20 protein-coding genes are annotated in these 21323 nt (G+C 55.3%); 16 read left to right on the top strand and 4 right to left on the bottom strand.

Annotated elements, in window-relative coordinates:
* The first annotated feature begins 6 nt into the window (after window positions 1–6).
* A complete protein-coding gene (locus tag Q9245_RS13295) occupies window positions 7–1071 on the top strand; it encodes a DUF3080 domain-containing protein (RefSeq protein ID WP_305897642.1) in 1065 nt (354 codons plus the stop codon).
* On the opposite strand, the gene Q9245_RS13300 is transcribed toward Q9245_RS13295, so the two are convergent.
* Genes Q9245_RS13300 through arsC form a run of 4 tightly spaced genes read right to left on the bottom strand, consistent with a single transcriptional unit; the run spans window position 1072 to window position 4280 of the window.
* On the bottom strand, window positions 1072–2877 hold the full coding sequence (locus Q9245_RS13300) for a GspE/PulE family protein (protein WP_305897643.1): 1806 nt from the start codon (window positions 2875–2877) through the stop codon (window positions 1072–1074). It lies immediately after the preceding gene.
* A gap of 26 nt (window positions 2878–2903) precedes the next feature.
* Window positions 2904–3263: a DUF2069 domain-containing protein gene (locus Q9245_RS13305; RefSeq protein ID WP_305897644.1), complete on the bottom strand. Its 360-nt coding sequence runs from the start codon at window positions 3261–3263 to the stop codon at window positions 2904–2906.
* Window positions 3264–3297: 34 nt separating this feature from the next.
* Window positions 3298–3903 carry an NAD(P)H:quinone oxidoreductase gene (wrbA, locus tag Q9245_RS13310; RefSeq protein ID WP_305897645.1) on the bottom strand — a complete coding sequence of 202 codons (606 nt, stop codon included), beginning with the start codon at window positions 3901–3903 and terminating at the stop codon, window positions 3298–3300.
* A gap of 23 nt (window positions 3904–3926) precedes the next feature.
* A complete protein-coding gene (arsC, locus tag Q9245_RS13315) occupies window positions 3927–4280 on the bottom strand; it encodes an arsenate reductase (glutaredoxin) (RefSeq protein ID WP_305897646.1) in 354 nt (117 codons plus the stop codon).
* Window positions 4281–4443: 163 nt separating this feature from the next.
* On the opposite strand from arsC, the gene Q9245_RS13320 reads away from it, so the two are divergent.
* The 15 genes from Q9245_RS13320 to Q9245_RS13390 all read left to right on the top strand — a co-directional run bounded on the left by Q9245_RS13320 (window position 4444) and on the right by Q9245_RS13390 (window position 21198).
* Window positions 4444–4839, top strand: a complete 396-nt coding sequence (locus tag Q9245_RS13320) for a TlpA family protein disulfide reductase (RefSeq protein WP_371824825.1) — start codon at window positions 4444–4446, stop codon at window positions 4837–4839.
* A gap of 2 nt (window positions 4840–4841) precedes the next feature.
* Window positions 4842–8324, top strand: a complete 3483-nt coding sequence (gene dnaE / locus Q9245_RS13325) for a DNA polymerase III subunit alpha (protein WP_305897648.1) — start codon at window positions 4842–4844, stop codon at window positions 8322–8324.
* A 102-nt stretch (window positions 8325–8426) separates the two neighbouring features.
* Window positions 8427–9380 (top strand): acetyl-CoA carboxylase carboxyl transferase subunit alpha, encoded by a 954-nt coding sequence (accA, locus tag Q9245_RS13330; protein WP_199007467.1) that lies wholly within the window; start codon window positions 8427–8429, stop codon window positions 9378–9380.
* Window positions 9364–10707, top strand: coding sequence for a tRNA lysidine(34) synthetase TilS (tilS, locus tag Q9245_RS13335; RefSeq protein WP_305897649.1), 1344 nt, complete (start codon window positions 9364–9366; stop codon window positions 10705–10707). Before accA ends, tilS begins: the two co-directional genes overlap by 17 nt.
* A gap of 88 nt (window positions 10708–10795) precedes the next feature.
* On the top strand, window positions 10796–12424 hold the full coding sequence (locus tag Q9245_RS13340; protein ID WP_305897650.1) for a CTP synthase: 1629 nt from the start codon (window positions 10796–10798) through the stop codon (window positions 12422–12424).
* Between the two features lie 2 nt (window positions 12425–12426).
* A complete protein-coding gene (kdsA, locus tag Q9245_RS13345) occupies window positions 12427–13272 on the top strand; it encodes a 3-deoxy-8-phosphooctulonate synthase (RefSeq protein WP_305897651.1) in 846 nt (281 codons plus the stop codon).
* A 247-nt stretch (window positions 13273–13519) separates the two neighbouring features.
* Window positions 13520–14815 (top strand): phosphopyruvate hydratase, encoded by a 1296-nt coding sequence (gene eno / locus Q9245_RS13350; RefSeq protein ID WP_305897652.1) that lies wholly within the window; start codon window positions 13520–13522, stop codon window positions 14813–14815.
* Window positions 14816–15011: 196 nt separating this feature from the next.
* Window positions 15012–15284, top strand: a complete 273-nt coding sequence (locus Q9245_RS13355) for a septum formation initiator family protein (RefSeq protein ID WP_114335729.1) — start codon at window positions 15012–15014, stop codon at window positions 15282–15284.
* Between the two features lie 144 nt (window positions 15285–15428).
* Window positions 15429–16130, top strand: a complete 702-nt coding sequence (ispD, locus tag Q9245_RS13360; RefSeq protein WP_305897653.1) for a 2-C-methyl-D-erythritol 4-phosphate cytidylyltransferase — start codon at window positions 15429–15431, stop codon at window positions 16128–16130.
* Window positions 16131–16174: 44 nt separating this feature from the next.
* Complete coding sequence (ispF, locus tag Q9245_RS13365) at window positions 16175–16654, top strand: 2-C-methyl-D-erythritol 2,4-cyclodiphosphate synthase (protein ID WP_305897654.1); 480 nt, start codon at window positions 16175–16177, stop codon at window positions 16652–16654.
* Complete coding sequence (gene truD / locus Q9245_RS13370) at window positions 16651–17709, top strand: tRNA pseudouridine(13) synthase TruD (RefSeq protein ID WP_305897655.1); 1059 nt, start codon at window positions 16651–16653, stop codon at window positions 17707–17709. Before ispF ends, truD begins: the two co-directional genes overlap by 4 nt.
* A gap of 24 nt (window positions 17710–17733) precedes the next feature.
* Window positions 17734–18504 (top strand): 5'/3'-nucleotidase SurE, encoded by a 771-nt coding sequence (gene surE, locus Q9245_RS13375; protein WP_305897656.1) that lies wholly within the window; start codon window positions 17734–17736, stop codon window positions 18502–18504.
* Window positions 18501–19157: a protein-L-isoaspartate(D-aspartate) O-methyltransferase gene (locus Q9245_RS13380; protein ID WP_305897657.1), complete on the top strand. Its 657-nt coding sequence runs from the start codon at window positions 18501–18503 to the stop codon at window positions 19155–19157. Before surE ends, Q9245_RS13380 begins: the two co-directional genes overlap by 4 nt.
* Window positions 19157–20122, top strand: coding sequence for a DUF368 domain-containing protein (locus Q9245_RS13385; RefSeq protein WP_305897658.1), 966 nt, complete (start codon window positions 19157–19159; stop codon window positions 20120–20122). Before Q9245_RS13380 ends, Q9245_RS13385 begins: the two co-directional genes overlap by 1 nt.
* A gap of 284 nt (window positions 20123–20406) precedes the next feature.
* Window positions 20407–21198 (top strand): peptidoglycan DD-metalloendopeptidase family protein, encoded by a 792-nt coding sequence (locus tag Q9245_RS13390; RefSeq protein ID WP_305897659.1) that lies wholly within the window; start codon window positions 20407–20409, stop codon window positions 21196–21198.
* The last annotated feature ends 125 nt before the right edge of the window (window positions 21199–21323 follow it).

A 21323-nucleotide genomic window follows, 5' to 3' on the forward strand; every position in this document is an offset into this window, starting at 1 on the left:
TGAAAGATGCCCGGTGACAGGAGAAGACGATGTCTGATTCCGGGCATGCTTGTGTTGTTTCTGAGCGGTTGCAACCCGTTTACCGACGCAGAGCCAATGATGGATGAGTACCTGAGCCGGTTGGCTCGGGTGCTCGACACTCCCGCCGAAACCACGCTTTCAGAATTGCCCAGCGCAACCACCCTTCCCAAGCGCCGCGACCGTGTTCTCGAAATTCCCAAGCTGGAATTGGGGATGCTCGATTTTCTTTCTCTGTATGGCTGCGAACTCCAGTATGTGGTGGGCGAAAAAAATTCGGTGATGGGTCGGGTCATGCAGCCGATCAACCGTCTGCGATACGAGATCCGTTTTATCCGAAGTGCCGAGCGTTGTGTGCAACAGATCGACGACGATGAGTTGCAAAACACATTGGAGCAGGCTATTGCCAGTAAGCGCCAGACACTTCCGCTGGCGGTCTGGAACGCCACCTGGGGCACCGAAGAGATCGAAAAGCTCTTTACCTTGTCCAAAGGCTATTTCCCTGTAACGGCCGAGCAAAACCCCGTGGCCGATCTGGCTTTGGATCTGGATCAGTTGAATGCTATGGTTGAAGCACTGAACGATCAGCAGCTGACTGTGGCGCTGAGTGATCTGGGGCAGATTCATCAACGGTGGCAGGCGCAGTTTTTAGCAGGACAGGCGATCAATAGCGCGCGCTTGTTGATTGCCACTTTGAATGCAGGTACCGACACGTTGAAGGCGAGGCTCGAGGAGCAGCCGCTGTGCTTGAACGGCAAGCCCAATAACCAGTCCAATATTGTCCAAAGTTTCTTTTTCAAGATCTATATCGGAGAAGTCCAGCCTTATATGAGCGCCGTGAGCCGGGCTCGCGATAGTTTGATTCTTGGATTTGCGCGTTTGGCGGAACAGCAAAAGGGTGTGATGCCGGATACGTTTGAACGCTGGTATCGCCGGCATCTTTCCGAGGATTCCGGCGATAGCCTGTGGCGTGAGCTGGACCGGGCGATGATGCGGCACACTCGGCATTGGCAGGACCTGTTGGCCCAGTGTGGCCTCCGGCCCGGAGCCTGATCAGCGCTGGCTTTCCGGCGTCACCCGAAGAATTTCTTCAACGGTGGTTTGCCCGGCTGCCACTTTCTGGGCACCGCTTAACCTGAGCGATTTCATGCCCTCTTTGTACGCGTCCCGTCTCAGGGCCTCCAACTCGCAGCGATCGGTAATCTGGCGGGTCAGGTTCTCTGACATTGTCATGATTTCATAAACCCCTGAACGCCCCATGTAGCCTGTATTCCGGCATTCCAAACAGCCCACAGGGTGGAAAAACTGCCTGGGTGCCGGCGCTTTCCACGGGCGGGTCAGGGTTTGCCACGCTTGCTCGTCGGCTTCGGTCGGTTGCTTGCAATGCGGGCAAAGATTGCGAGTCAGTCGCTGGGCCATCACTCCGAGCACGGTAGCGCGAATCAGGTAGGGTGGAATACCCAGTTCCATCAATCGGGTAATGGCGCTCGGCGCATCATTGGTGTGCAGTGTCGATAGCACCAAGTGCCCGGTCAGGGCGGCCTGCACGGCCATCTCCGCGGTTTCCAGGTCCCGGATTTCCCCAATCATGATGATGTCTGGGTCTTGGCGAAGCAGAGCTCTGACGCCCTGCGCGAAGGTGAGGTCGATATTGTTCTGAACCTGCATCTGATTGAAGGCTGGCTCGACCATCTCGATGGGGTCTTCGATGGTGCAAATGTTCAGTTCCGGAGACGCCAGTTGTTTCAGGGTGGAGTACAGGGTGGTGGTTTTGCCGGAGCCGGTGGGGCCGGTCACCAGCACAATGCCGTGAGGGCGAGACGTGATGCTGTGCCAGCGGCTTCGATCGTCTTTGTTGAAACCGAGTTGTTCAAACGATTTCAGCAGTACTTCCGGATCAAATATCCGCATCACCATTTTTTCGCCAAAGGCGGTGGGCATGGTGGCCAGGCGGAGCTCTACTTCCCGGTTATCTGGTTTGCGGGTTTTGATTCGGCCATCCTGAGGACGCCGTTTTTCGGCAACGTTCAGGCGACCCAGAATTTTCAGGCGGCTGGTAATGGCCGTGCCTACGTGCTCGGGGAATTCGTACACGTTGTGCAGCACGCCATCGATACGGAACCGCACCTGAGTGACTGAGCGGCGAGGCTCGATATGAATGTCCGAGGCGCGCTGCTCGAAGGCGTATTGCAGCAGCCAATCGACTATTTTGACCACATGCTGATCGTTGGCATCCGCGCTATCGCTGGAACCCAGATCCAACAGCTGTTCCAGATTCTGGTTGCCGGCTGGCCCGGCTTTCGCGCCGCCACCGGCTTTGCTGACCGAAGCCGCCAGTTGGTAGAACTCGACGGTATACCGACGGATGGCTTCCGGATTGGCGACCACGCGCCGAATGTCTTTGCGAACCGCTTGTCTCAGGTTGCCTTCCCATTCCCGTTTGAACGGTTCGCTGCTGGCGATCACGACTTCGTCGTCAGTGATCTCGACCGCCAGAATGCCGTGGCGCTGGGCGAAAGCATAAGACATGACTCGGGCGATAGCCGGGGTATCAATCTTCAGTGGATCAATGTGGTAGTAGTCTTGCTGGCCCCAGGTTGCCAACCAGTGGGTCAGGCGTTCGAGATCCAGTGTGCGCCCGTCAATCTGGCTGTTCAGGCCGGCGATGGCCACCAGTTCCAGCGGGTGTCTGGATGTGTGGTTCGGGCCTTCGGAGGGTGAACCCAGATTAGCGGTCAGTACTTTTTCAGCATCCTGCTGACTGATTTCCTCGCTTTCCACCAGCGCAGTGCACACATCTCTCAATGTGAGTGTGCGGTGATGGGGCGGCGCGGGTATCGCGAGGGTTTGATCAGCCATCCGTATTGCCTCTCAATTGGGGTGCGTTACGCGGTTATCGGGCGGTTCACTTTCAAGTGCATCATGGCCACAGTGAACAGCAGGAACGTCAGCACTGTCATGATGACGGGCCCGAGTGCGCCTTCGCTAAGCCAGGCGGAGACAACCGCTTGGGTAAAGTAAAAAATCAGCACAAACGACATCCAGATATAACCGCGGTTGTGGCCACGGAAGACCGGGATGATAAACGCCAGCAGAGGCAGTACTTTGACCGAAAGCATCAGGCCAATGGAAACCCCTTCAACCGGTGCCGGATAGAACGTTGTCAGAACCAGTGTAGCCAATACGGCAAGATAGAGCCCGCTGGTCACACGTGCGGTGGTTTTGGCTTTTTCGTTATGAAGCATAAAGGGTTCCGGATAGTTAACGTCGTTGTGAAAATCAGTCAGACAGTTTTTGTGCCAAACGAGCGAGGCGTTCGCCAAAAGCCTGGCACAGCGTTCGTTCATGTTCGCTCAGAGCTTGCTCGGTACCCGTGCCGGCCCAGTGAGAGGGCCCGTAGGGCGTGCCACCGGTACTGGTATCGTTCAGGGCGCTTTCGGAATAGGGGAGGCCGCACAGTACCATGCCGTGATGCAGCAGGGGCACCATCATCGTCAGCAAGGTAGTTTCCTGCCCACCGTGCAAGCTGCCCGTTGAGGTAAAGGCGCCGCCCGGTTTGCCAGCGAGTTTGCCGTTGAGCCACAAGTCTCCGGTGCCATCCAGAAAATGTTTGAGCGGTGCCGCCATGTTACCAAAACGGGTAGGGCTACCCAGAGCCAGGCCTGAACAATTGGCCAGGTCTTCCCGTGTGGCGTAGGGTGCGCCGGTGTCGGGCACGGCAGGTTGGCTGGCCACGGTATCGGGCGAAACAGGAGGCACAGTGCGAATTTTCGCTTCCAGCCCCGACACCCGGGAAACGCCGCGCCCGATCTGTTTAGCCATTTCAGCGGTCTGGCCGTTTCGGCTGTAATAAAGAACAAGAATGTAAGGGCTGGAATCGCTCATGCCTGGCTCCTGCAGGGGCTTCTTTAAAGAATGTCGAGTACAGCTTCTGGCGGGCGGCCGATCGCCGCTTTGTTGTTCGCCAGAACGATGGGTCGCTCGATAAGCTTAGGCGTTGTCACCATGGCTTGAACGAGCTGTTCGCGGGTCAGCTCCGGGTTGGCCAGATTCTGCTCTTTGTATTCAGATTCCTTGGTGCGCATGAGTTCCCGAGGCTCGCAGCCTAGCAGATCAAGAATATGTAGAAGCTCTTGCTCTGTCGGAGGCGTCTCCAGGTAGCGTATAATCTCGGGTTCGATACCTTTTTGCTGAAGCAGCTCAAGGGTCTGGCGTGATTTTGAGCACCGTGGGTTATGGAAAATACGGGTTTGTTCTGTCATGGTCATGCTCGATTAACAGTCGTGATTGCGGTCTATTTTGGGGCGTAGTCTAACAGGAGGAAATGCCTTGCAGTACCCTCGGTACCTGTCCATCCCACGAATCTCCCCGTCAGTACCTCGCCCACGCTGGTTAGCCTTTCTGGTGCTGAGTGCGGGGTTGGCGATGTCCGGTTGCAGCAAAGTGGAGCTGGAGCATGCCGACGGCACCCTGAAAAGCTGGGACAGTTATCGTGGGCAATGGGTGCTGGTGAACTACTGGGCTGAGTGGTGTAAACCGTGTCTTGAGGAAATTCCCGAACTGAACCAACTCGACAAAGCGCCGGATATTGCGGTACTGGGCGTGAATTTCGATGGTATCGAGGGCGAGGCTTTGCGTGATTTGGGCGCACGAATGGGCATCGAATACGCCATGCTGGCGCAAGACCCGGCGTCGGATTTTGGCTGGAATATGCCGGTAGCCCTGCCGGCTACGTTTATTGTGGGCCCGGGCGGTGAGCTCATAGAGACGCGCTTCGGTCCGCAAACCGAAGATGACATCCGCACAGTGATTGGCAATTGAGCATGGCAAATACTTTCGTACACCTGCGCGTACACTCTGAATATTCCATGGTGGATGGCCTGGTTCGGGTCAAGCCACTGATCAGCCGGGTGGCTGAACTGGGCATGCCCGCTGTGGGGCTCACCGAGCAATCCAATATGTGCTCGCTGGTGCGCTTTTATCAGGGCGCTATAGGAGCAGGCGTAAAGCCGATCGTCGGTGCTGACCTGTGGCTCGAAAATCCGGATGAACCTGAAAATCCGTTCCGTTTGACTTTGCTCGCCCGTGACAACGACGGTTATCTGCACCTCACGGAAATCATTTCTCTGGGTTATACCGAGGGGCAGAGGTACGGCAAGCCGATTATCCGAAAAGAGTGGCTGGAAGCCCGCGCTGGCGGATTGATTGCTTTGTCTGGCGCAAAAATGGGCGATGTCGGAAAAGCGCTGCTGGCCGGTAAGCCCGAACTGGCCCGCGAGCGAGCGCAGTACTGGAAGGACTTGTACCCAGACAGCTATTACCTGGAGCTTCAGCGCACCGACCGGGCGGGCGATGAAGATTGCTTGCACTTGAGTGTTGAGCTGGCGGCTGAAATGGCCTTGCCGGTGGTGGCCACCAACGATGTGCACTTCCTGACCTCTGACGACTTCGAGGCCCACGAGGCCCGGGTCTGCATTGGTGAAAGCCGCACGCTGGACGATCCGCGCCGGGATCGCCGCTTCAGTGATCGGCAATATCTGCGCAGCGCCGAGGAGATGATCGACCTGTTTTCGGATATTCCCGAAGCCATCGAAAACACCGTTGAAATTGCCCGTCGCTGCTCGGTCAAGGTCCGGTTAGGTGAATACTTCCTGCCGAATTATCCGATCCCGGATGGTATGACCATGGACGACTACTTCCGAAAGGTGTCGGAAGAGGGCCTGGACATGCGTCTGGAAACGATTCTCAGCAAAGACGATCCGGAGTACGACCAAAAACGGGCAGTCTATGAAGAGCGACTGAAGTTTGAGCTCGACATCATCATTCAGATGGGTTTCCCGGGTTACTTCCTGATCGTTATGGACTTCATCAAGTGGGCCAAGAATAACGGCGTGCCCGTTGGCCCGGGGCGGGGTTCCGGTGCCGGTTCGCTGGTTGCTTATGTGTTATTGATTACCGATCTGGACCCGCTTGAATACGATTTGCTATTCGAGCGATTCCTGAACCCGGAGCGGGTATCCATGCCCGACTTTGACGTTGACTTCTGCATGGAAGGCCGGGACCGGGTTATCGAATACACAGCCCAGAAATACGGCCGTGAAGCGGTTTCTCAGATTATTACCTTCGGTACCATGGCGGCTAAAGCGGTGGTGCGTGACGTAGCGCGAGTGCAGGGCAAGTCCTATGGGTTGGCGGACAAGCTTTCCAAGCTGATTCCGTTCGAAGTGGGCATGACTCTGAACAAGGCCATTGAGCAGGAGCCCCAGTTAAAAGAGTTCCTGGAGCAGGACGAAGAAGCCCAGGAAATCTGGGAAATGGCTCTCAAACTCGAGGGTGTGTGCCGGAATGCCGGTAAGCACGCCGGGGGCGTAGTAATCGCGCCCACCAAGATTACCGACTTTTCGCCCTTGTATTGTGACGACGAAGGCGGAAGTCTGGTCACCCAGTTTGATAAAGGCGACGTTGAAGAAGCCGGGTTGGTGAAATTCGACTTTCTCGGTCTGCGGACCCTGACCATCATCAAATGGGCCCTGCATATGATCAACCCGCGCCGTCAAAAGCGCGGGGAGCCGGAATTGGATATTGCGACGATTCCTCTGGATGACAAAGCGTCGTTCGAGATGCTGAAGAAGGCAGAAACCACTGCGGTGTTCCAGCTTGAATCTCGCGGCATGAAAGATCTGATCCGCCGTCTTCAGCCAGACTCGCTGGAAGACATGATCGCACTGGTGGCGTTGTTCCGGCCCGGCCCGCTTCAGTCCGGCATGGTAGATGACTTTATCGACCGGAAGCACGGTCGCCAGCCGTTATCCTATCCGCATCCGGATTATCAATACGAAGGCCTGAAGCCGGTATTGGAGCCCACCTACGGGGTTATCCTATACCAGGAGCAGGTTATGCAGATCGCCCAGGTTATGGCCGGTTACACCCTCGGCGGTGCCGACATGCTTCGCCGGGCGATGGGTAAGAAGAAACCCGAGGAAATGGCCAAACAGAAAGCCTTGTTTCTCGACGGTTGTGAAGAAAACGGCATTGATAAAACGCTGGCCGAGAACATCTTTGATCTGGTTGAGAAATTCGCTGGCTACGGTTTTAACAAGTCCCACTCCGCAGCCTACGCCTTGGTGTCTTACCAAACTCTGTGGATGAAGACCCATTACCCCGCTGAATTTATGGCGGCGGTACTGACCGCAGATATGCAGAACACCGACAAGGTGGTCACGCTGGTCGAAGAATGTCGGAACATGAAACTCGACCTTCTGGTGCCTGACGTCAGTCGCTCCGAGTACACCTTTACCGTGAATGACGACGGGCAGATTGTGTACGGTCTGGGTGCCATCAAAGGTTTGGGGGAAGGGCCCATTGAAAGTGTGGTTGCTGCAGCCAAAGAGGGCGGCCCATTCCAGGATATCTTCGATTTCGCTCGCCGGGTTGATCTGAAGAAAGTCAATAAGCGTGCCATGGAGGCATTGATTCGCGCCGGTGCGATGGACAAGCTCGGAGCAACGCGGGCACAGCTTATGGCCAGTATTGATAAAGCCATACAGCAAGCGGGCCAGCAATCCCGGAATGATGCCGTTGGCATGGTGGATATGTTTGGTGAAATGCTCGGAGGCGGTGATGATGAAGATGTATATGCTGACGTGGCCGATGTGCGCGAATGGCCTGAAAAGCAGCGTCTGAAAGGTGAAAAAGACACGCTGGGTATTTATCTTACCGGCCATCCCTTCGACGAATACGAGAAAGAGGTGCGCCGGTTTGTGCGTTCGTCCATTGCCGAGCTCAAGCCCAATAAATCACCTCAGCGTGTGGCCGGCTTGGTAGTGGCTCAGCGCACCATGAAAACCCGCACAGGTTCAACCATGTGCTTTATCACGCTGGATGATCGCAGTGCACGCATTGAGGCGACTCTGTTTTCGGAAGCCTATTTTGAGAACCGGGAGCTGCTGCAATCGGACCAGGTGATCGTGTTGGAGGGGCAGGTTAGCCACGACGATTACTCGGGGCAGATGAAAATGCGGGTTAGCTCGGTCACCGATGTGGCGACAGCGCGCCAGCAGTTCAGTCGGGGAATCCGCTTGGCACTGCACGCTGACCAATTGCAAAACGGTCTGTTGGATAAATTGGACGACACACTGCGGCCTTTCCGTAACGACGGTAGCCCGGTATGGATCGAGTACAGCAGCGCTGAAGCCCGTACCCGCATAGAGTTGGGAGAATCCTGGCGAGTGCAACCGGATGATGATCTTCTGTTTGAGCTGAAACATCTGGTGGGCGACCAAGCAGTAGAACTGGTCTATGATTAAGACCAATGTCCGCTTTTGCTCTGCGGCCAGCGCTGCTATCTTTGTCCCAAATTCTGGTTTGGGTGGGCATTTGCCCGCCTGGCAATCAAATGATGGAACATCATGAACCCTAATTACCTGGATTTCGAACAGCCGATCGCCGATCTGGAAGCCAAAATTGAAGAGCTTCGAATGGTTGGTAACGATACTGATATCAATATTACCGATGAGATCAGTCGCCTCAAGAAGAAGAGCGTCAGCCTGACAGAGAGCATTTTTTCTGATCTCAAGCCATGGGATGTAGCACGTTTGGCCCGGCATCCTCGTCGGCCCTACACCCAGGATTATATTGATTTGATCTTTGACGATTTCGATGAACTGCACGGCGATCGCCGCTACGCAGACGACCAGGCCATCGTGGGTGGCACTGCTCGTCTGGGCAATCAGCCAGTCATGGTCATCGGGCATCAGAAAGGGCGGGAAGTGCGTGACAAAGTGAAACGCAACTTTGGTATGCCGCGCCCGGAAGGCTATCGTAAAGCCCTGCGTCTGATGGAAATGGCCGAGCGGTTCAAAATGCCGATTCTGACGTTCATTGACACCCCGGGGGCCTATCCCGGTATCGGAGCGGAAGAGCGTGGTCAAAGTGAAGCCATTGCCTTCAACCTTGCTGTGATGTCGAGGCTGAAAACGCCGATTATTTCGACGGTCATCGGTGAAGGCGGGTCCGGTGGCGCGCTCGCCATTGGTGTATGCGACCAGTTGAATATGTTGCAGTATTCAACCTATGCCGTGATCTCTCCGGAAGGTTGCGCGTCGATACTCTGGAAGAGCGCTGAATACGCATCGCAAGCGGCCGAAGCCATGGGTGTGACGGCGACTCGCCTGAAAGAGTTGGGCGTTGCCGACAACGTAATAGAAGAGCCGTTAGGCGGGGCGCACCGCAGCCCCGAAGATATGGCGGCAACCCTGAAAGCGCAACTTGAAACCGGGTTGGCCGAATTGTGCCGCCTGCCACAGGATGAGTTGATCGCCCGCCGGTATGAGCGTTTGACCAAGTATGAAGGCGGGCGGTAACTCCGCCCGGCATGCTGATTGGCCGGATGATCTGCTAGCACCAGTCAGCACTCTCCCAGAATATTCCCGACTCTGGATCGCCTTCAGCGGCGGTCTGGATTCGGCTCTGTTGCTGCACGTGGCGGCGTCCTGCCATCCTGAGATCACTGCACTACACATCAATCATCAGCTCCAGACAAATCACCAGCAGACCGAACAATTCTGCCGTGATGTCTGCGAAAGGCTGGGCGTTCCCATTGTGGTCGAGCACGTTGACGTGCCGGTTTCGGATACCGCCGCTGGCGGCTTGGAAGAAGCCGCAAGAAACGCCCGCTACCAGGTGTTTGAGCGCTGCGTCGGTGTTGGCGATCTGATCCTGATGGCTCACCATGGGGATGATCAAGCCGAAACGGTGCTGTTTCGAATGCTTCGTGGGTCTGGTGTGAAAGGGCTTTCCGGCATGCCGGAAAGCCGGTCGTTGGGGAAGGGGTGTCTGTATCGGCCGTGGTTGGCGCTAGAGCGTAACCGGCTGGAGCAAGTGGCGGCGAGTTCAGGCGTTAGCTGGGTCGAAGACCCGAGTAACGTCAGCCAGGTTTATGATCGTAATTACCTGCGTCATGCAATCATCCCGAGTTTGAAAAAACGTTGGCCCGGCTTGTTGAGAAGACTGGGGCGCAGCGCGAGTGCCTGCCGGGAAAGCGCGGAGTTAAATCAGCGATTGGCTGAGTTGCAATGGCAGTCTTGTTCAGACAACGGTCGGTTGATCTTGGCGAAGCTAAGAGAACTGAGTGCGCTCGAACAGCGAAATCTGGTGCGTTGGTGGCTGCAAAGGCAGCGCTTCGAAGTACCAGCGAGTGCTGGTTTGGATCAAGGTCTTGCTGATCTGCTGAGCGCGGCAGAGGATCGTGCGCCGGAAATACGAGGCGCTGGGTTTAGCCTGCGCCGATATCGCGGTTATCTCTATCTCGTGCCCGATGTGGTTGTGCCGGAAGCGCCAATTAACCTATACCCGAATAAATTGGCGGTATGGGGAGGCTGGGAACTCAGCTTGATGCCGAATTCCCCAGCAGGTACCGCAAAAAATCCCCCGCCGCCAATACGGGTATCTACGAGGCAGGGCGGTGAGCGGGTCAGAATGCGCCCTGAAGGCCCCTCTCGGGCACTGAAAACGTGGCTTCAAGAACAGGGTGTTCCTCCATGGGAAAGAGCCCAGCTGCCCTTGGTTTACAGGCAGCGTAGCGAGGGTGACGAGTTGGTTGCGGTTGGCGATTTGTGGTGTTCTGACCAATACTCGGGGAGCGCCCCGGCCACCGGTTGGCGGCTCATTGTGGAACGGGATTTTGATTGAGTAGGTGAGGGCTTTCTGGTAGTCTGATGTCCCATCTTGAGATGAACAATCTCCCCCCTTTACCGAACCAGATAATCATGGAATCTGCATGACGCGTTATATTTTCGTCACCGGCGGTGTTGTGTCCTCTTTGGGCAAAGGTATTGCGTCTGCCTCATTGGCAGCCATCCTGGAGGCACGCGGCCTGAAGGTCACTATTCTCAAGCTGGACCCATACATCAACGTGGACCCCGGCACCATGAGTCCGTTCCAGCACGGTGAAGTCTTTGTCACCGAAGATGGTGCTGAAACCGACCTTGATCTTGGCCACTACGAGCGTTTCATCCGTACACCGATGAGCAAGCGTAATAACTTCACCACCGGTCGGGTGTACGAAGAAGTTATCCGCAAAGAGCGTCGGGGCGATTATCTGGGTGGCACTGTTCAGGTTATTCCGCACATCACTGACGAAATCAAACGCCGTGTTATCGAGGGTGCGGCCGGCTCTGACGTGGCCATGATTGAAGTTGGCGGAACCGTTGGTGATATCGAATCCCTGCCGTTCCTCGAAGCGTGTCGTCAGCTGAAGGTGGAAGTGGGCGCCCAGCGTGCCTTGTTCATGCACCTGACGCTGGTTCCTTATATTGCGACGGCGGGCGAGATTAAAACCAAGCCAACTCAGCATTCTGTGAAAGAAATGCGTTCCATCGGCTTGCAGCCAGACATTCTGCTGTGCCGCTCCGAGCATGAAGTCGATGCCAGCTCTCGCCGCAAGATTGCCCTGTTCACCAACGTGGAAGAGCGGGCGGTCATCCCGATGCAGGATGCCAAGTCTATCTATGCCATCCCGCGTATGCTGCACGAATACGGGCTGGATCAGCTGGTTATTGATCGTTTCAACCTCGACGCTCGTGAGGCAGACCTGAGTGAGTGGGACGAAGTTGTGGAATCTCTGATGAACCCGCAGCAGGAAGTCACCATCGCCATGGTTGGTAAGTACATGGAGCTTCTGGAGGCTTACAAGTCTCTGATCGAGTCATTGCTGCACGCCGGTATCAAGACCCGCACCAAGGTCAACATCAATTACATCGATTCCGAAGACATCGAGCGTGAAGGAACTCAAGTGCTTGAGTCTGCCGACGCGATTCTGGTGCCCGGCGGTTTTGGAGAGCGTGGCGTAGAAGGCAAAATTCGGACAGTTCAGTACGCCCGTGAAAACAATGTGCCATACCTGGGTATCTGCCTGGGCATGCAGGTAGCGGTTATTGAGTACGCCCGTAACGTGGCTGGTTTGCAAGACGCCCACAGCACCGAGTTCCGTGAACACTCTCCGGCCCCGGTTGTTGGTCTGATTACCGAATGGCTAGACGCCAGCGGCAACACTGAAGAACGAACCGAAGCGTCTGATCTGGGCGGAACCATGCGTTTGGGAGCCCAGGACTGCGTGTTGACTGAAGGCTCCACCATTGCCGCCTGCTACGGCAAAAAAACCATCCGCGAACGTCATCGCCATCGTTACGAAGTCAACAACCACTACCTGCCAAAGCTGGAAGAAGCCGGTCTGCGGATCTCTGGTCGCTCCACCGATGGCCGACTGGTTGAAGTTGTAGAAGCACCGGATCACCCATGGTTTGTGGCATGTCAGTTCCACCCGGAATTTACCTCAACCCCTCGCGACGGCCACCCGCTGTTCAAAGGGTTTGTTGAGGCCGCTTTGGCGAACAAAAAGGGATCCTAAGCATGGCCAAGAGCGTGGTTAATGTCGCTGGCATTGAAGTCGCTAACGAAAAGCCTTTTGTGCTTTTTGGTGGCATGAACGTACTGGAATCCCCTGAGTTGGCCATGGAGGTTGCTGAAGCCTACGTGGAAGCCACCAGCAAGCTGGGCATTCCCTACGTATTCAAAGCGTCTTTCGACAAAGCGAACCGCTCATCTGTGACGTCATTCCGAGGCCCGGGTCTGGAAAAAGGCTTGCAGATACTGGCAGACATCAAGAGCAAGTTTGGTGTACCCATTATCTCTGACGTGCACGAGCCAGCTCAGGCCGCCCCTGCGGCGGAAGTATGTGACATCATCCAGCTGCCGGCGTTCTTGAGTCGTCAAACCGACCTGGTCGTTGCCATGGCAAAAACCGGTGCGGTGATTAACATCAAGAAAGCCCAGTTCCTGGCGCCTCAGGAAATGAAGCACATCATCACCAAGTGCGAAGAAGCCGGTAACGACAACATCATTCTGTGTGAGCGGGGCAGTAGCTTCGGTTACAACAACTTGGTTGTCGACATGCTGGGTTTTGGCATCATGAAATCGATGAACGTGCCTGTAATGTTCGACGTGACCCACTCGTTGCAAATGCCGGGTGGCCGAGCCGATTCCGCTGGCGGCCGCCGCGCACAAGTGACCGACTTGGCTTTGGCCGGCATGTCTCAAGGACTCGCCGGCTTGTTCCTTGAAGCGCACCCGAACCCAGATCAAGCCAAATGTGACGGCCCATGTGCATTGCGCCTGAGCCAGCTGGAGCCGTTCCTTCAGCGGGTGAAAGCCGTAGATGATCTGGTAAAAAGTTTTAAACCTATAGACACCGCCTGATTGGCGGTGTCCGCACTTTGAAAGCCCGTATATTCCTGATGCCGATACGCTAGGGGTACTTTACGGGCTCGAAGAGCGATCGACTGGAAGAGCCTGGCGAAAATTTCGTAGGCCATGGATGGCCGGAGAGAAGCGCACAGGGATGTGCTTGTAGCGGTTTTCGCCAGGCTCTTCCAGTTGATTGCTCCAGCACCGAAATTGATAACCGGTACAGTGTTTAGAAGATAAAATCTGGAGAAATTTACGAATGACCAAGATTGCCAACATCAAAGCCCGTGAGGTTCTGGATTCACGCGGTAACCCAACCGTTGAAGCAGACGTAATTCTGGAAAACGGAACCTTGGGCCGTGCCTGCGCCCCCTCTGGAGCATCAACAGGATCCCGCGAAGCTCTGGAACTGCGTGACGGCGACCAAACCCGTTACCTTGGTAAAGGTGTACGCAAAGCCGTTGAAGCGATCAATGGTCAGATTCGTGACGCTCTAGTAGGCAAAGATTCTGCAGACCAGCGTGGTCTGGACAAGATCATGATCGACCTGGACGGCACCGAAAACAAAGCCAACCTGGGCGCCAACGCCATTCTGGCCGTATCTCTGGCCGCAGCTAAAGCCGCTGCAACCGCTCTCGGCAAGCCTCTGTATGAGCACATCGCCGATGTGAACGGCACCTCTGGCAAGTTCTCCATGCCGGTTCCGATGATGAACATCCTGAACGGTGGTGAGCACGCCGACAACAACGTCGATATTCAGGAATTCATGGTACAGCCGGTTTCTGTCACCAGCTTTGCAGAAGCTCTGCGTGTAGGTGCGGAAATCTTCCACAGCCTCAAGAAGGTTCTGAAGGCTAAGGGTCTGAACACAGCCGTGGGTGACGAAGGTGGATTTGCGCCAAACCTGCCGTCCAACGAAGCCGCATTGGCCGCTATCCAGGAAGCCGTTGAGCAGGCCGGTTACGAGCTGGGCAAAGACGTTACCCTGGCTCTGGACTGTGCGTCTTCCGAGTTCTACAAAGATGGCCAGTACCAGCTGACCGGCGAAGGCAAGAGCTTCGATTCCGAAGGCTTCGCGGATTACCTGGCCGGCTTGTGCGACCGTTACCCGATCGTATCGATCGAAGACGGTATGGACGAAAGTGACTGGGACGGCTGGAAAGTGCTGACAGACAAGCTGGGCAGCAAAGTTCAGTTGGTTGGTGATGACCTTTTCGTAACCAACACCAAAATCCTCAAGCAGGGTATCGAGAAAGGCGTTGGTAACTCCATCCTGATCAAGTTCAACCAGATCGGCAGCTTGTCCGAGACTTTGGACGCGATCAAAATGGCTCAGGATGCTGGCTACACCGCGGTTATCTCCCACCGTTCTGGTGAAACCGAAGACACCACCATCGCTGACCTGGCCGTGGCGACCTGCGCCGGACAGATCAAGACCGGCTCTCTGTGCCGCTCTGACCGCGTCGCCAAGTACAACCAGTTGCTGCGTATCGAAGGTGATCTGGAGGGCAAGGCGCCTTACCGTGGCCTGAGCGAGATCAAAGGCCAAGGCTAAACACGAGCCTGAAGTACACCTGGTAGTGCATACTGTCAGGTAACAAAATGTTAAGGCCATCGCGTTCTGGATGAAAATTCAGACACGATGGCCTTTTTGCCCAATAAGTTGGGGCATTTTCTTGTTAATCTACCTGAGCGTCTATACTTACCCTCTGACGTTAAATTTTAACTGGTTATTTTCTGAGCTAATCTGCATGAAAACGCTTTGGGCCATTCTTGCTGTGCTGATTCTCCTGCTTCAGGTTCGCCTGTGGGTCGGGGAAGGTAGCTTTGCTCAAGTTTGGGCACTGGAAGAAGCGATTGCCAAGCAGCAAGCTGAGAATGCCGGGCTGGCGGCTCGGAATGACCGGCTTTATGCAGAGGTTCGTAACCTGCGGAATCAGCAGGGGGCGGTGGAAGAGCGGGCCCGCATGAACCTGGGCTTGATTCGGGACGATGAGACGTTTTTTCTCGTTGTCGAGAAGTGATTTGGGTGCACAGAGCATCGGGCGGCTTCTTTCCGGGAACCGCTACGAGCACATCCATGTGCGCTTCTCTCAGGCCATCCTTGGCCTTCGAAATTCCCGGAAAGAAGCCGCCCGATACTCTCCCAACTTTGTTTATCTGCCTCTATGAAAACTCCTAATCTTTGGCTTGTGGTTCCTGCCGCTGGTATCGGCCAGCGCATGAAAGCCGAATGCCCCAAGCAGTACCTGAAAATCTCTGACCGCTTTATCCTCGATATCACCCTGTCCCGTTTGCTGAATAATGCGCCGTTTAAAGGCTGCATGGTGCCGTTAAACCCACAGGATAAGTGGTGGCCGGATAGCGAATCCGCAAAGGATGACCGCATTCAGACGTGTACCGGTGGCAAGGAGCGGGCCGACTCGGTGCTCTTCGCGCTTCATGCTTTGGAAGAGCAGGCCGATGAAAGCGATTGGGTGTTGGTGCACGATGCCGCGCGGCCATGTTTGGATGCTCACGACTTTTCCAATTTGATTGATACGTTGTTTGAACATCCGGTCGGTGGGCTGCTTGCAGCGCCGGTGGCAGACACCTTGAAGCGGGCCAACAGGGGAAGGGAGCCTGAAGTTGAAGAAACCGTGGATCGCAGTCAGTTATGGCGGGCGTTGACGCCGCAAATGTTCCGTTTTGGTGCTTTGAAGTCAGCGCTGGAATTGTGCCTCAAAAACGGCCATGGCGTTACGGATGAGTCCTCTGCTATGGAGTTTTCCGGTAATATGCCTCTTTTGGTGGAAGGCCGGGCGGATAACCTGAAGATTACGGTGCCGTCGGATCTTGAGCTGGCTGAGTTTATCTTGAGTCGGCAGTAGGGTTTTGCCTCCTCGTACATTCTAGTTTTGATTCGGAGATGACCATGCGTATTGGCCAGGGCTTTGATGTCCATGCCTTTTGTGAGGGCGATTTTGTCATTTTGGGAGGGGTTAAGATTCCCTTCAGCGAAGGGCTAAAAGCCCATTCGGATGGCGACGTTCTTTTGCACGCGTTGGCAGATGCGCTGTTAGGTGCAGTTGCATTGGGAGATATTGGTCATCTGTTTCCGGATACCAGTGATGAATGGGCCGGGGCCGATAGCCGGGAGTTGCTGCGAACGGTGATGCAACGGGTTCAGGATGAAGGCTTTTCGGTGGTGAATGTGGACGCCACGATCATTGCTCAAGCCCCTAAGATGGCACCTCACGTTGAAGCTATGCGATTGAATATTGCCGCTGATTTGGGTGTGCCCGTTAACCGGGTGAGTGTTAAAGCTACCACCAGTGAGAAACTCGGCTTCACCGGTCGGGGTGAGGGCATTGCCTGTCAAGCGGTGTGTTTGCTTGAACCGGTGACTCTGTGAGCTCGTCGTCGGCAGTGACAGCGCGCTGGCGTCTTGATTGGCCAACGTCTTCCGGTACCCGGCCAGCAACCGCCTTACTTAAGGTTAGCCCCGACGACTTTCGGGTGACCGAGTATTTAGTCCCTGATTTTGAAAGCCCGCAGGCAGAAGAGACGGGGTCGGGCGAGCACTTGTGCGTTCGAATCGAGAAGACCGGTGACAACACCGAGTACGTTGCGCGGGAGTTGGCGGTCTTGGCGGGCACGAAAGCATTCGAAGTGGGCTTTTGTGGGTTGAAAGACCGTCATGCTATAACGGTGCAGTGGTTCAGTTTATATCGGCCCGGCATGGAATCAGACGATGCCGGATTGCTGGCGGCGATCGCTGAGCGCTGGCCCGTCCTGGCTCATCGTCGACACGCCCGGAAGCTTCGTCGCGGCGAGCATGAACACAATGGCTTTGAGCTGGTGTTGCGGGAAGTCCGCGGGGAGCGCCTTCAAATTGACGCGGCGTTGGCTCGGTTAGCCGAGCGTGGTGCGCCCAATTATTTTGGCCCACAGCGGTTTGGTCTGGGCGGCGGTAATTTGGATAAGGCCGTTAACCTTGATCCCACACGCTTGAATCGAAAGCGCGGTGGTCGCCGCGGCGGTGGCGGAAGTGCCTCGAAAAACGTATTGTACTTTTCGGCGGCACGTTCGTGGCTGTTCAATGAGGTGCTGGCAGAACGTGTCAGTGCCGGGAACTGGTTTACGCCATTGCCCGGGGAGCCGTCTGATGACGGCAAGCCAACCGGCCCTCTTTGGGGGGATGGTGGTACTCACGCCACCGAAGAACAAGAACGATTGGAACGATCGGTTATTGCGCAGCATCCGGAGTTTGAGCAACTTTTTTCGAGTACTCGCATGAAGCCGGAACGACGTGCATTGGTCACTCGGCCCGATCAGTTGCGCTGGGAATGGGTGGATGAGAATACCCTTCGGCTTCAGTTTTTGCTGCCGCCCGGTCAGTACGCAACCACTGTGTTGGGAGACGTTTTCGAGCTGAAGGACATGAGCCTCAGCCGTGATAATAAGTAATAAGCGAGCTAGCTGGAGATCACTTTGCGAATTCTACTGTCGAATGATGATGGCGTTCATTCGCCTGGCCTCGTTGCCTTGCATGAGGGCTTGCAAGGCTTGGGCGAGCTGGAGGTTGTTGCACCGGACCGCGATCACAGTGGCGCTAGCAACTCCCTGACGTTGAGTCGGCCGTTGACGGTTGAAACACACCCTAACGGTTTCCAATCTGTTGACGGCACGCCCACGGATTGTGTTCACCTGGCGGTCAATGGCTTGTTTAGCAGGCCTTTTGATCGCGTGGTGTCGGGCATTAACACGCACGCTAATCTTGGCGATGACATCATTTATTCCGGCACCGTAGCCGCAGCCACTGAAGGCCGCCATCTTGGTTTGCCTGCCATTGCGGTTTCTCTGGTGAATGAAGGGCGCTTCCATTACGAGACAGCTGCGCAGGTTGTGCGTCGCCTGCTTGAAAACCCTCGAACGTTGGCCCTTGGGCCAAGATCCATACTCAACGTCAATGTTCCCGATGTACCGTGGGACGAACTCGCCGGTTTTTGCATCACCCGCCTGGGGCATCGTGAGCGCGCAGAGGGCGTTGTTCCCGTGACGTGCCCCAGAGGTAAACAGCGGTACTGGATAGGGGCCGCAGGCCGAGGTGGCGATGCCGGGCCGGGAACCGATTTCTATGCGATCAGTCAAAAATGTGTGTCGATTACGCCTGTCCATACCGATATGACGCGACACGCAGCGCTCCCAGAACTCAAGGATTGGCTGGATGGTTTGGCTGGAGTAGAGGTCGTAGATCAATGAATGCTCAGATTGAAGGTATTGGAATGACCTCCCGGCGCACTAGAATGCGCCTTGTTCAACGTTTGCGGGAATCGGGCATCGAGTCTGACCGGGTGTTGGAAGTGCTGGGGCAGATTCCCCGGCATATCTTTCTCGACGAAGCCCTGTCCCATCGGGCTTATGAAGACACGGCGCTTCCCATTGGCTACAGCCAGACCCTGTCCCAGCCCTACATCGTTGCCCGGATGACCGAGCTTTTACTCGCTCACGAGCCGACAAGGGTGTTGGAGTTGGGCACCGGATCGGGTTATCAAACGGCAGTGCTCTCCCAACTTTTTAAAGAGGTATACAGCGTCGAGCGAATACGTCCTTTGCAAGAGCGCGCCCGGGACAGGCTACGCCAGCTGAATATTCGCAACGTGATGCTTAAGCACGCCGACGGCGGTATGGGGTGGCCGGACCGAGGCCCCTTTGATGGCATCATCGTTACGGCGGCGCCGGCGGATGTTCCCAAAGAATTGCTGGATCAGCTTTCCGATGGTGGTGTGTTGATTGCGCCAGTGGGCGAACAAGATCAAGTGCTGGTGGAAATTGTTCGCAAGGGTGACGACTTCGAGCGCCGTGAACTGGAGCCGGTTAAGTTTGTTCCCTTGTTGGGCGGAGTGGTGCGTTGATGTCCGAGTTGCAAGGGAATGAAGGAAATAGAACGCAACACCCTGCCGGTGTTTTTTTGAGAGGCATGGCTATGGGCGCTGCGGATATCGTTCCCGGTGTTTCTGGCGGTACCATCGCCTTCATTACGGGCATTTACTTTCGGTTGCTGGAGGCCATCAGTGCCGCACCAATGGCTTTTTTCCGGCAACTGATCCGTGGTGATGTTCTCGGCTTCTGGCGGGCTATTGACGGTTTTTTTCTGGTCTCGTTGCTGGCGGGTATTCTGACCAGCATTGCCAGCTTGGCATCGCTCATTACCTGGCTGTTGGATCAGCATCCCATTCTGATCTGGAGCTTTTTCTTCGGTTTGATTGTTGCGTCCGTTTGGCATGTCGGTCAGCAGGTAAAACGCTATTCGCCCGCGTTATTGATTCCGTTGATTGCGGGGGTGGCCTTCGCCTGGTGGGTAACAACGCTTCCGGCCAGTGAGGTTGACCCGTCTGCGCTAGCTTTTCTCGGCGCTGGGGCCCTCGCGATCTGCGCGATGATTTTGCCGGGCATCTCTGGCAGTTTTCTACTGCTGATTATTGGCATGTATGCGCCGGTTCTATCGGCCATAAAAAATGCTGCGCTCTCGGATTTAGGCATGTTCATGGCAGGGTGCGTGATCGGCCTGCTGTCAGTAGCCCGCCTTATCACGCTGGCATTCAAGTACGCTCACGACACCGTACTGGCTTTGCTTACCGGCTTTATGATCGGAGCTTTGGTGAAGGTCTGGCCCTGGCAGGAAACCTTGAGCTGGCGTACCAACAGTTCCGGGGAGCAGGTGCCGTTAACCCAGTTGCCTATAAGCCCCGAGACCTGGGCTAACCTGAATGGGCAAGAGCCATTGGTAGGCTTGGCCGGACTAATGGCCTGCGTCGGGTTAGCAATCGTCGTGGGGCTGGAAATGCTCGGTCGTCAGCGATCGGATGCGCGAGATTGAGGTGCCTGTCTGCTGAAAAGTGTTACTGGGCGCACAAAAAACGTGTTCCGGAAGGTAACAAACCTGAGTCAGCAGTAACTTGGAATCACTGCCGAAACGTGCAATATATTAAAAGGTTAGTCCTGAAACATAAGAATGTGCGTGTAGCACGTCCAGTTTCTTAGATGGATTTATTATAATCAGGCGTTGGCTTATTTGTGATTTTTTATAGCAGGCACCACTATTCAGCGAGCCCCGACAAGCATCGCCCACCAAGCGAAAGCTTAGAGGGCGGCCGTTCGCATGTGAGCCATCTACCTGCCATTCTAATCTTCCTTCTGTCTGCAATTTTTCTTTCCGGCTGTAATACGGCTGCCATCTACAACGACGATCGTTATAACCCACCGGTGTATTGGGGGAGCCACGTGGTAAAGAGTGGCGAAACCCTATACGGGATTGCCTGGCGTTATGGCCGGGATTACCGGGAGCTGGGAGATGCCAATGGTTTGAAACCGCCTTGGGAAATAAGGGCGGGGCAAGTTTTAAGGCTGGACCGAAAGGGAAGAATACGACATGCCGATAATTCGTCTGCTCAGGCCAAGCGAAAGCCGGTTGCAAAACCTCCTGCATCGAGAACGTCGTCCAATAAAGCGGCGCCGGTAAAATCGGTATCGAAAGCCCCTCCGGTTCGACGTTCCGGCTCACCCGGTAGCCAGACCGTTGCCAATATCAAGTGGCGTTGGCCGCATGCTGGCACCGTAATTGCTTCGTATTCTACGTCGGGAAAAGTCAACAAAGGCATTGATATTGTTGGCCGACCCGGGGATGCTGTGAGAGCAGCAGCAGATGGAAGTGTGGTTTACGCAGGAGACGGGTTGCTTGGTTACGGGAACCTGATTATCGTGAACCACAACGAACACTATCTGAGTGCATACGCACACAATCGCAAGATTTTGGTGCAAGAAGGGGAGGGCGTAAAAGCAGGTCAGGTAATTGCCGAACTGGGCAGTAGCGGAACGGACAAGCCGATGTTGCATTTTGAAATTCGGAAAAATGGTAACCCGGTTGATCCCTCCCGATACCTGCCACGGCGCTAGAAAAAGAGGTTCCAGAAAGGAACCGGGATGTATCAAAAAAAGCAAAACAAGAAAAACGGCAACGGAAATTGCCAAATAAAACATTAATGTCCTGAACAGAACCAAAACCGATGGGCCCGACATAA

The organism is Marinobacter sp. MDS2 (assembly GCF_030718085.1).
In the GTDB taxonomy this organism is placed as follows: Bacteria; Pseudomonadota; Gammaproteobacteria; order Pseudomonadales; family Oleiphilaceae; genus Marinobacter.

Bases quoted from the DNA above. Each gene is read 5' to 3' on its own strand.
- Q9245_RS13295 (WP_305897642.1), top strand. From the start codon at position 7: ATGCCCGGTGACAGGAGAAGACGATGTCTGATTCCGGGCATGCTTGTG.
- Q9245_RS13300 (WP_305897643.1), bottom strand. From the start codon at position 2,877: ATGGCTGATCAAACCCTCGCGATACCCGCGCCGCCCCATCACCGCACA.
- Q9245_RS13305 (WP_305897644.1), bottom strand. From the start codon at position 3,263: ATGCTTCATAACGAAAAAGCCAAAACCACCGCACGTGTGACCAGCGGG.
- wrbA (WP_305897645.1), bottom strand. From the start codon at position 3,903: ATGAGCGATTCCAGCCCTTACATTCTTGTTCTTTATTACAGCCGAAAC.
- arsC (WP_305897646.1), bottom strand. From the start codon at position 4,280: ATGACAGAACAAACCCGTATTTTCCATAACCCACGGTGCTCAAAATCA.
- Q9245_RS13320 (WP_371824825.1), top strand. From the start codon at position 4,444: ATGTCCGGTTGCAGCAAAGTGGAGCTGGAGCATGCCGACGGCACCCTG.
- dnaE (WP_305897648.1), top strand. From the start codon at position 4,842: ATGGCAAATACTTTCGTACACCTGCGCGTACACTCTGAATATTCCATG.
- accA (WP_199007467.1), top strand. From the start codon at position 8,427: ATGAACCCTAATTACCTGGATTTCGAACAGCCGATCGCCGATCTGGAA.
- tilS (WP_305897649.1), top strand. From the start codon at position 9,364: ATGAAGGCGGGCGGTAACTCCGCCCGGCATGCTGATTGGCCGGATGAT.
- Q9245_RS13340 (WP_305897650.1), top strand. From the start codon at position 10,796: ATGACGCGTTATATTTTCGTCACCGGCGGTGTTGTGTCCTCTTTGGGC.
- kdsA (WP_305897651.1), top strand. From the start codon at position 12,427: ATGGCCAAGAGCGTGGTTAATGTCGCTGGCATTGAAGTCGCTAACGAA.
- eno (WP_305897652.1), top strand. From the start codon at position 13,520: ATGACCAAGATTGCCAACATCAAAGCCCGTGAGGTTCTGGATTCACGC.
- Q9245_RS13355 (WP_114335729.1), top strand. From the start codon at position 15,012: ATGAAAACGCTTTGGGCCATTCTTGCTGTGCTGATTCTCCTGCTTCAG.
- ispD (WP_305897653.1), top strand. From the start codon at position 15,429: ATGAAAACTCCTAATCTTTGGCTTGTGGTTCCTGCCGCTGGTATCGGC.
- ispF (WP_305897654.1), top strand. From the start codon at position 16,175: ATGCGTATTGGCCAGGGCTTTGATGTCCATGCCTTTTGTGAGGGCGAT.
- Q9245_RS13380 (WP_305897657.1), top strand. From the start codon at position 18,501: ATGAATGCTCAGATTGAAGGTATTGGAATGACCTCCCGGCGCACTAGA.
- Q9245_RS13385 (WP_305897658.1), top strand. From the start codon at position 19,157: ATGTCCGAGTTGCAAGGGAATGAAGGAAATAGAACGCAACACCCTGCC.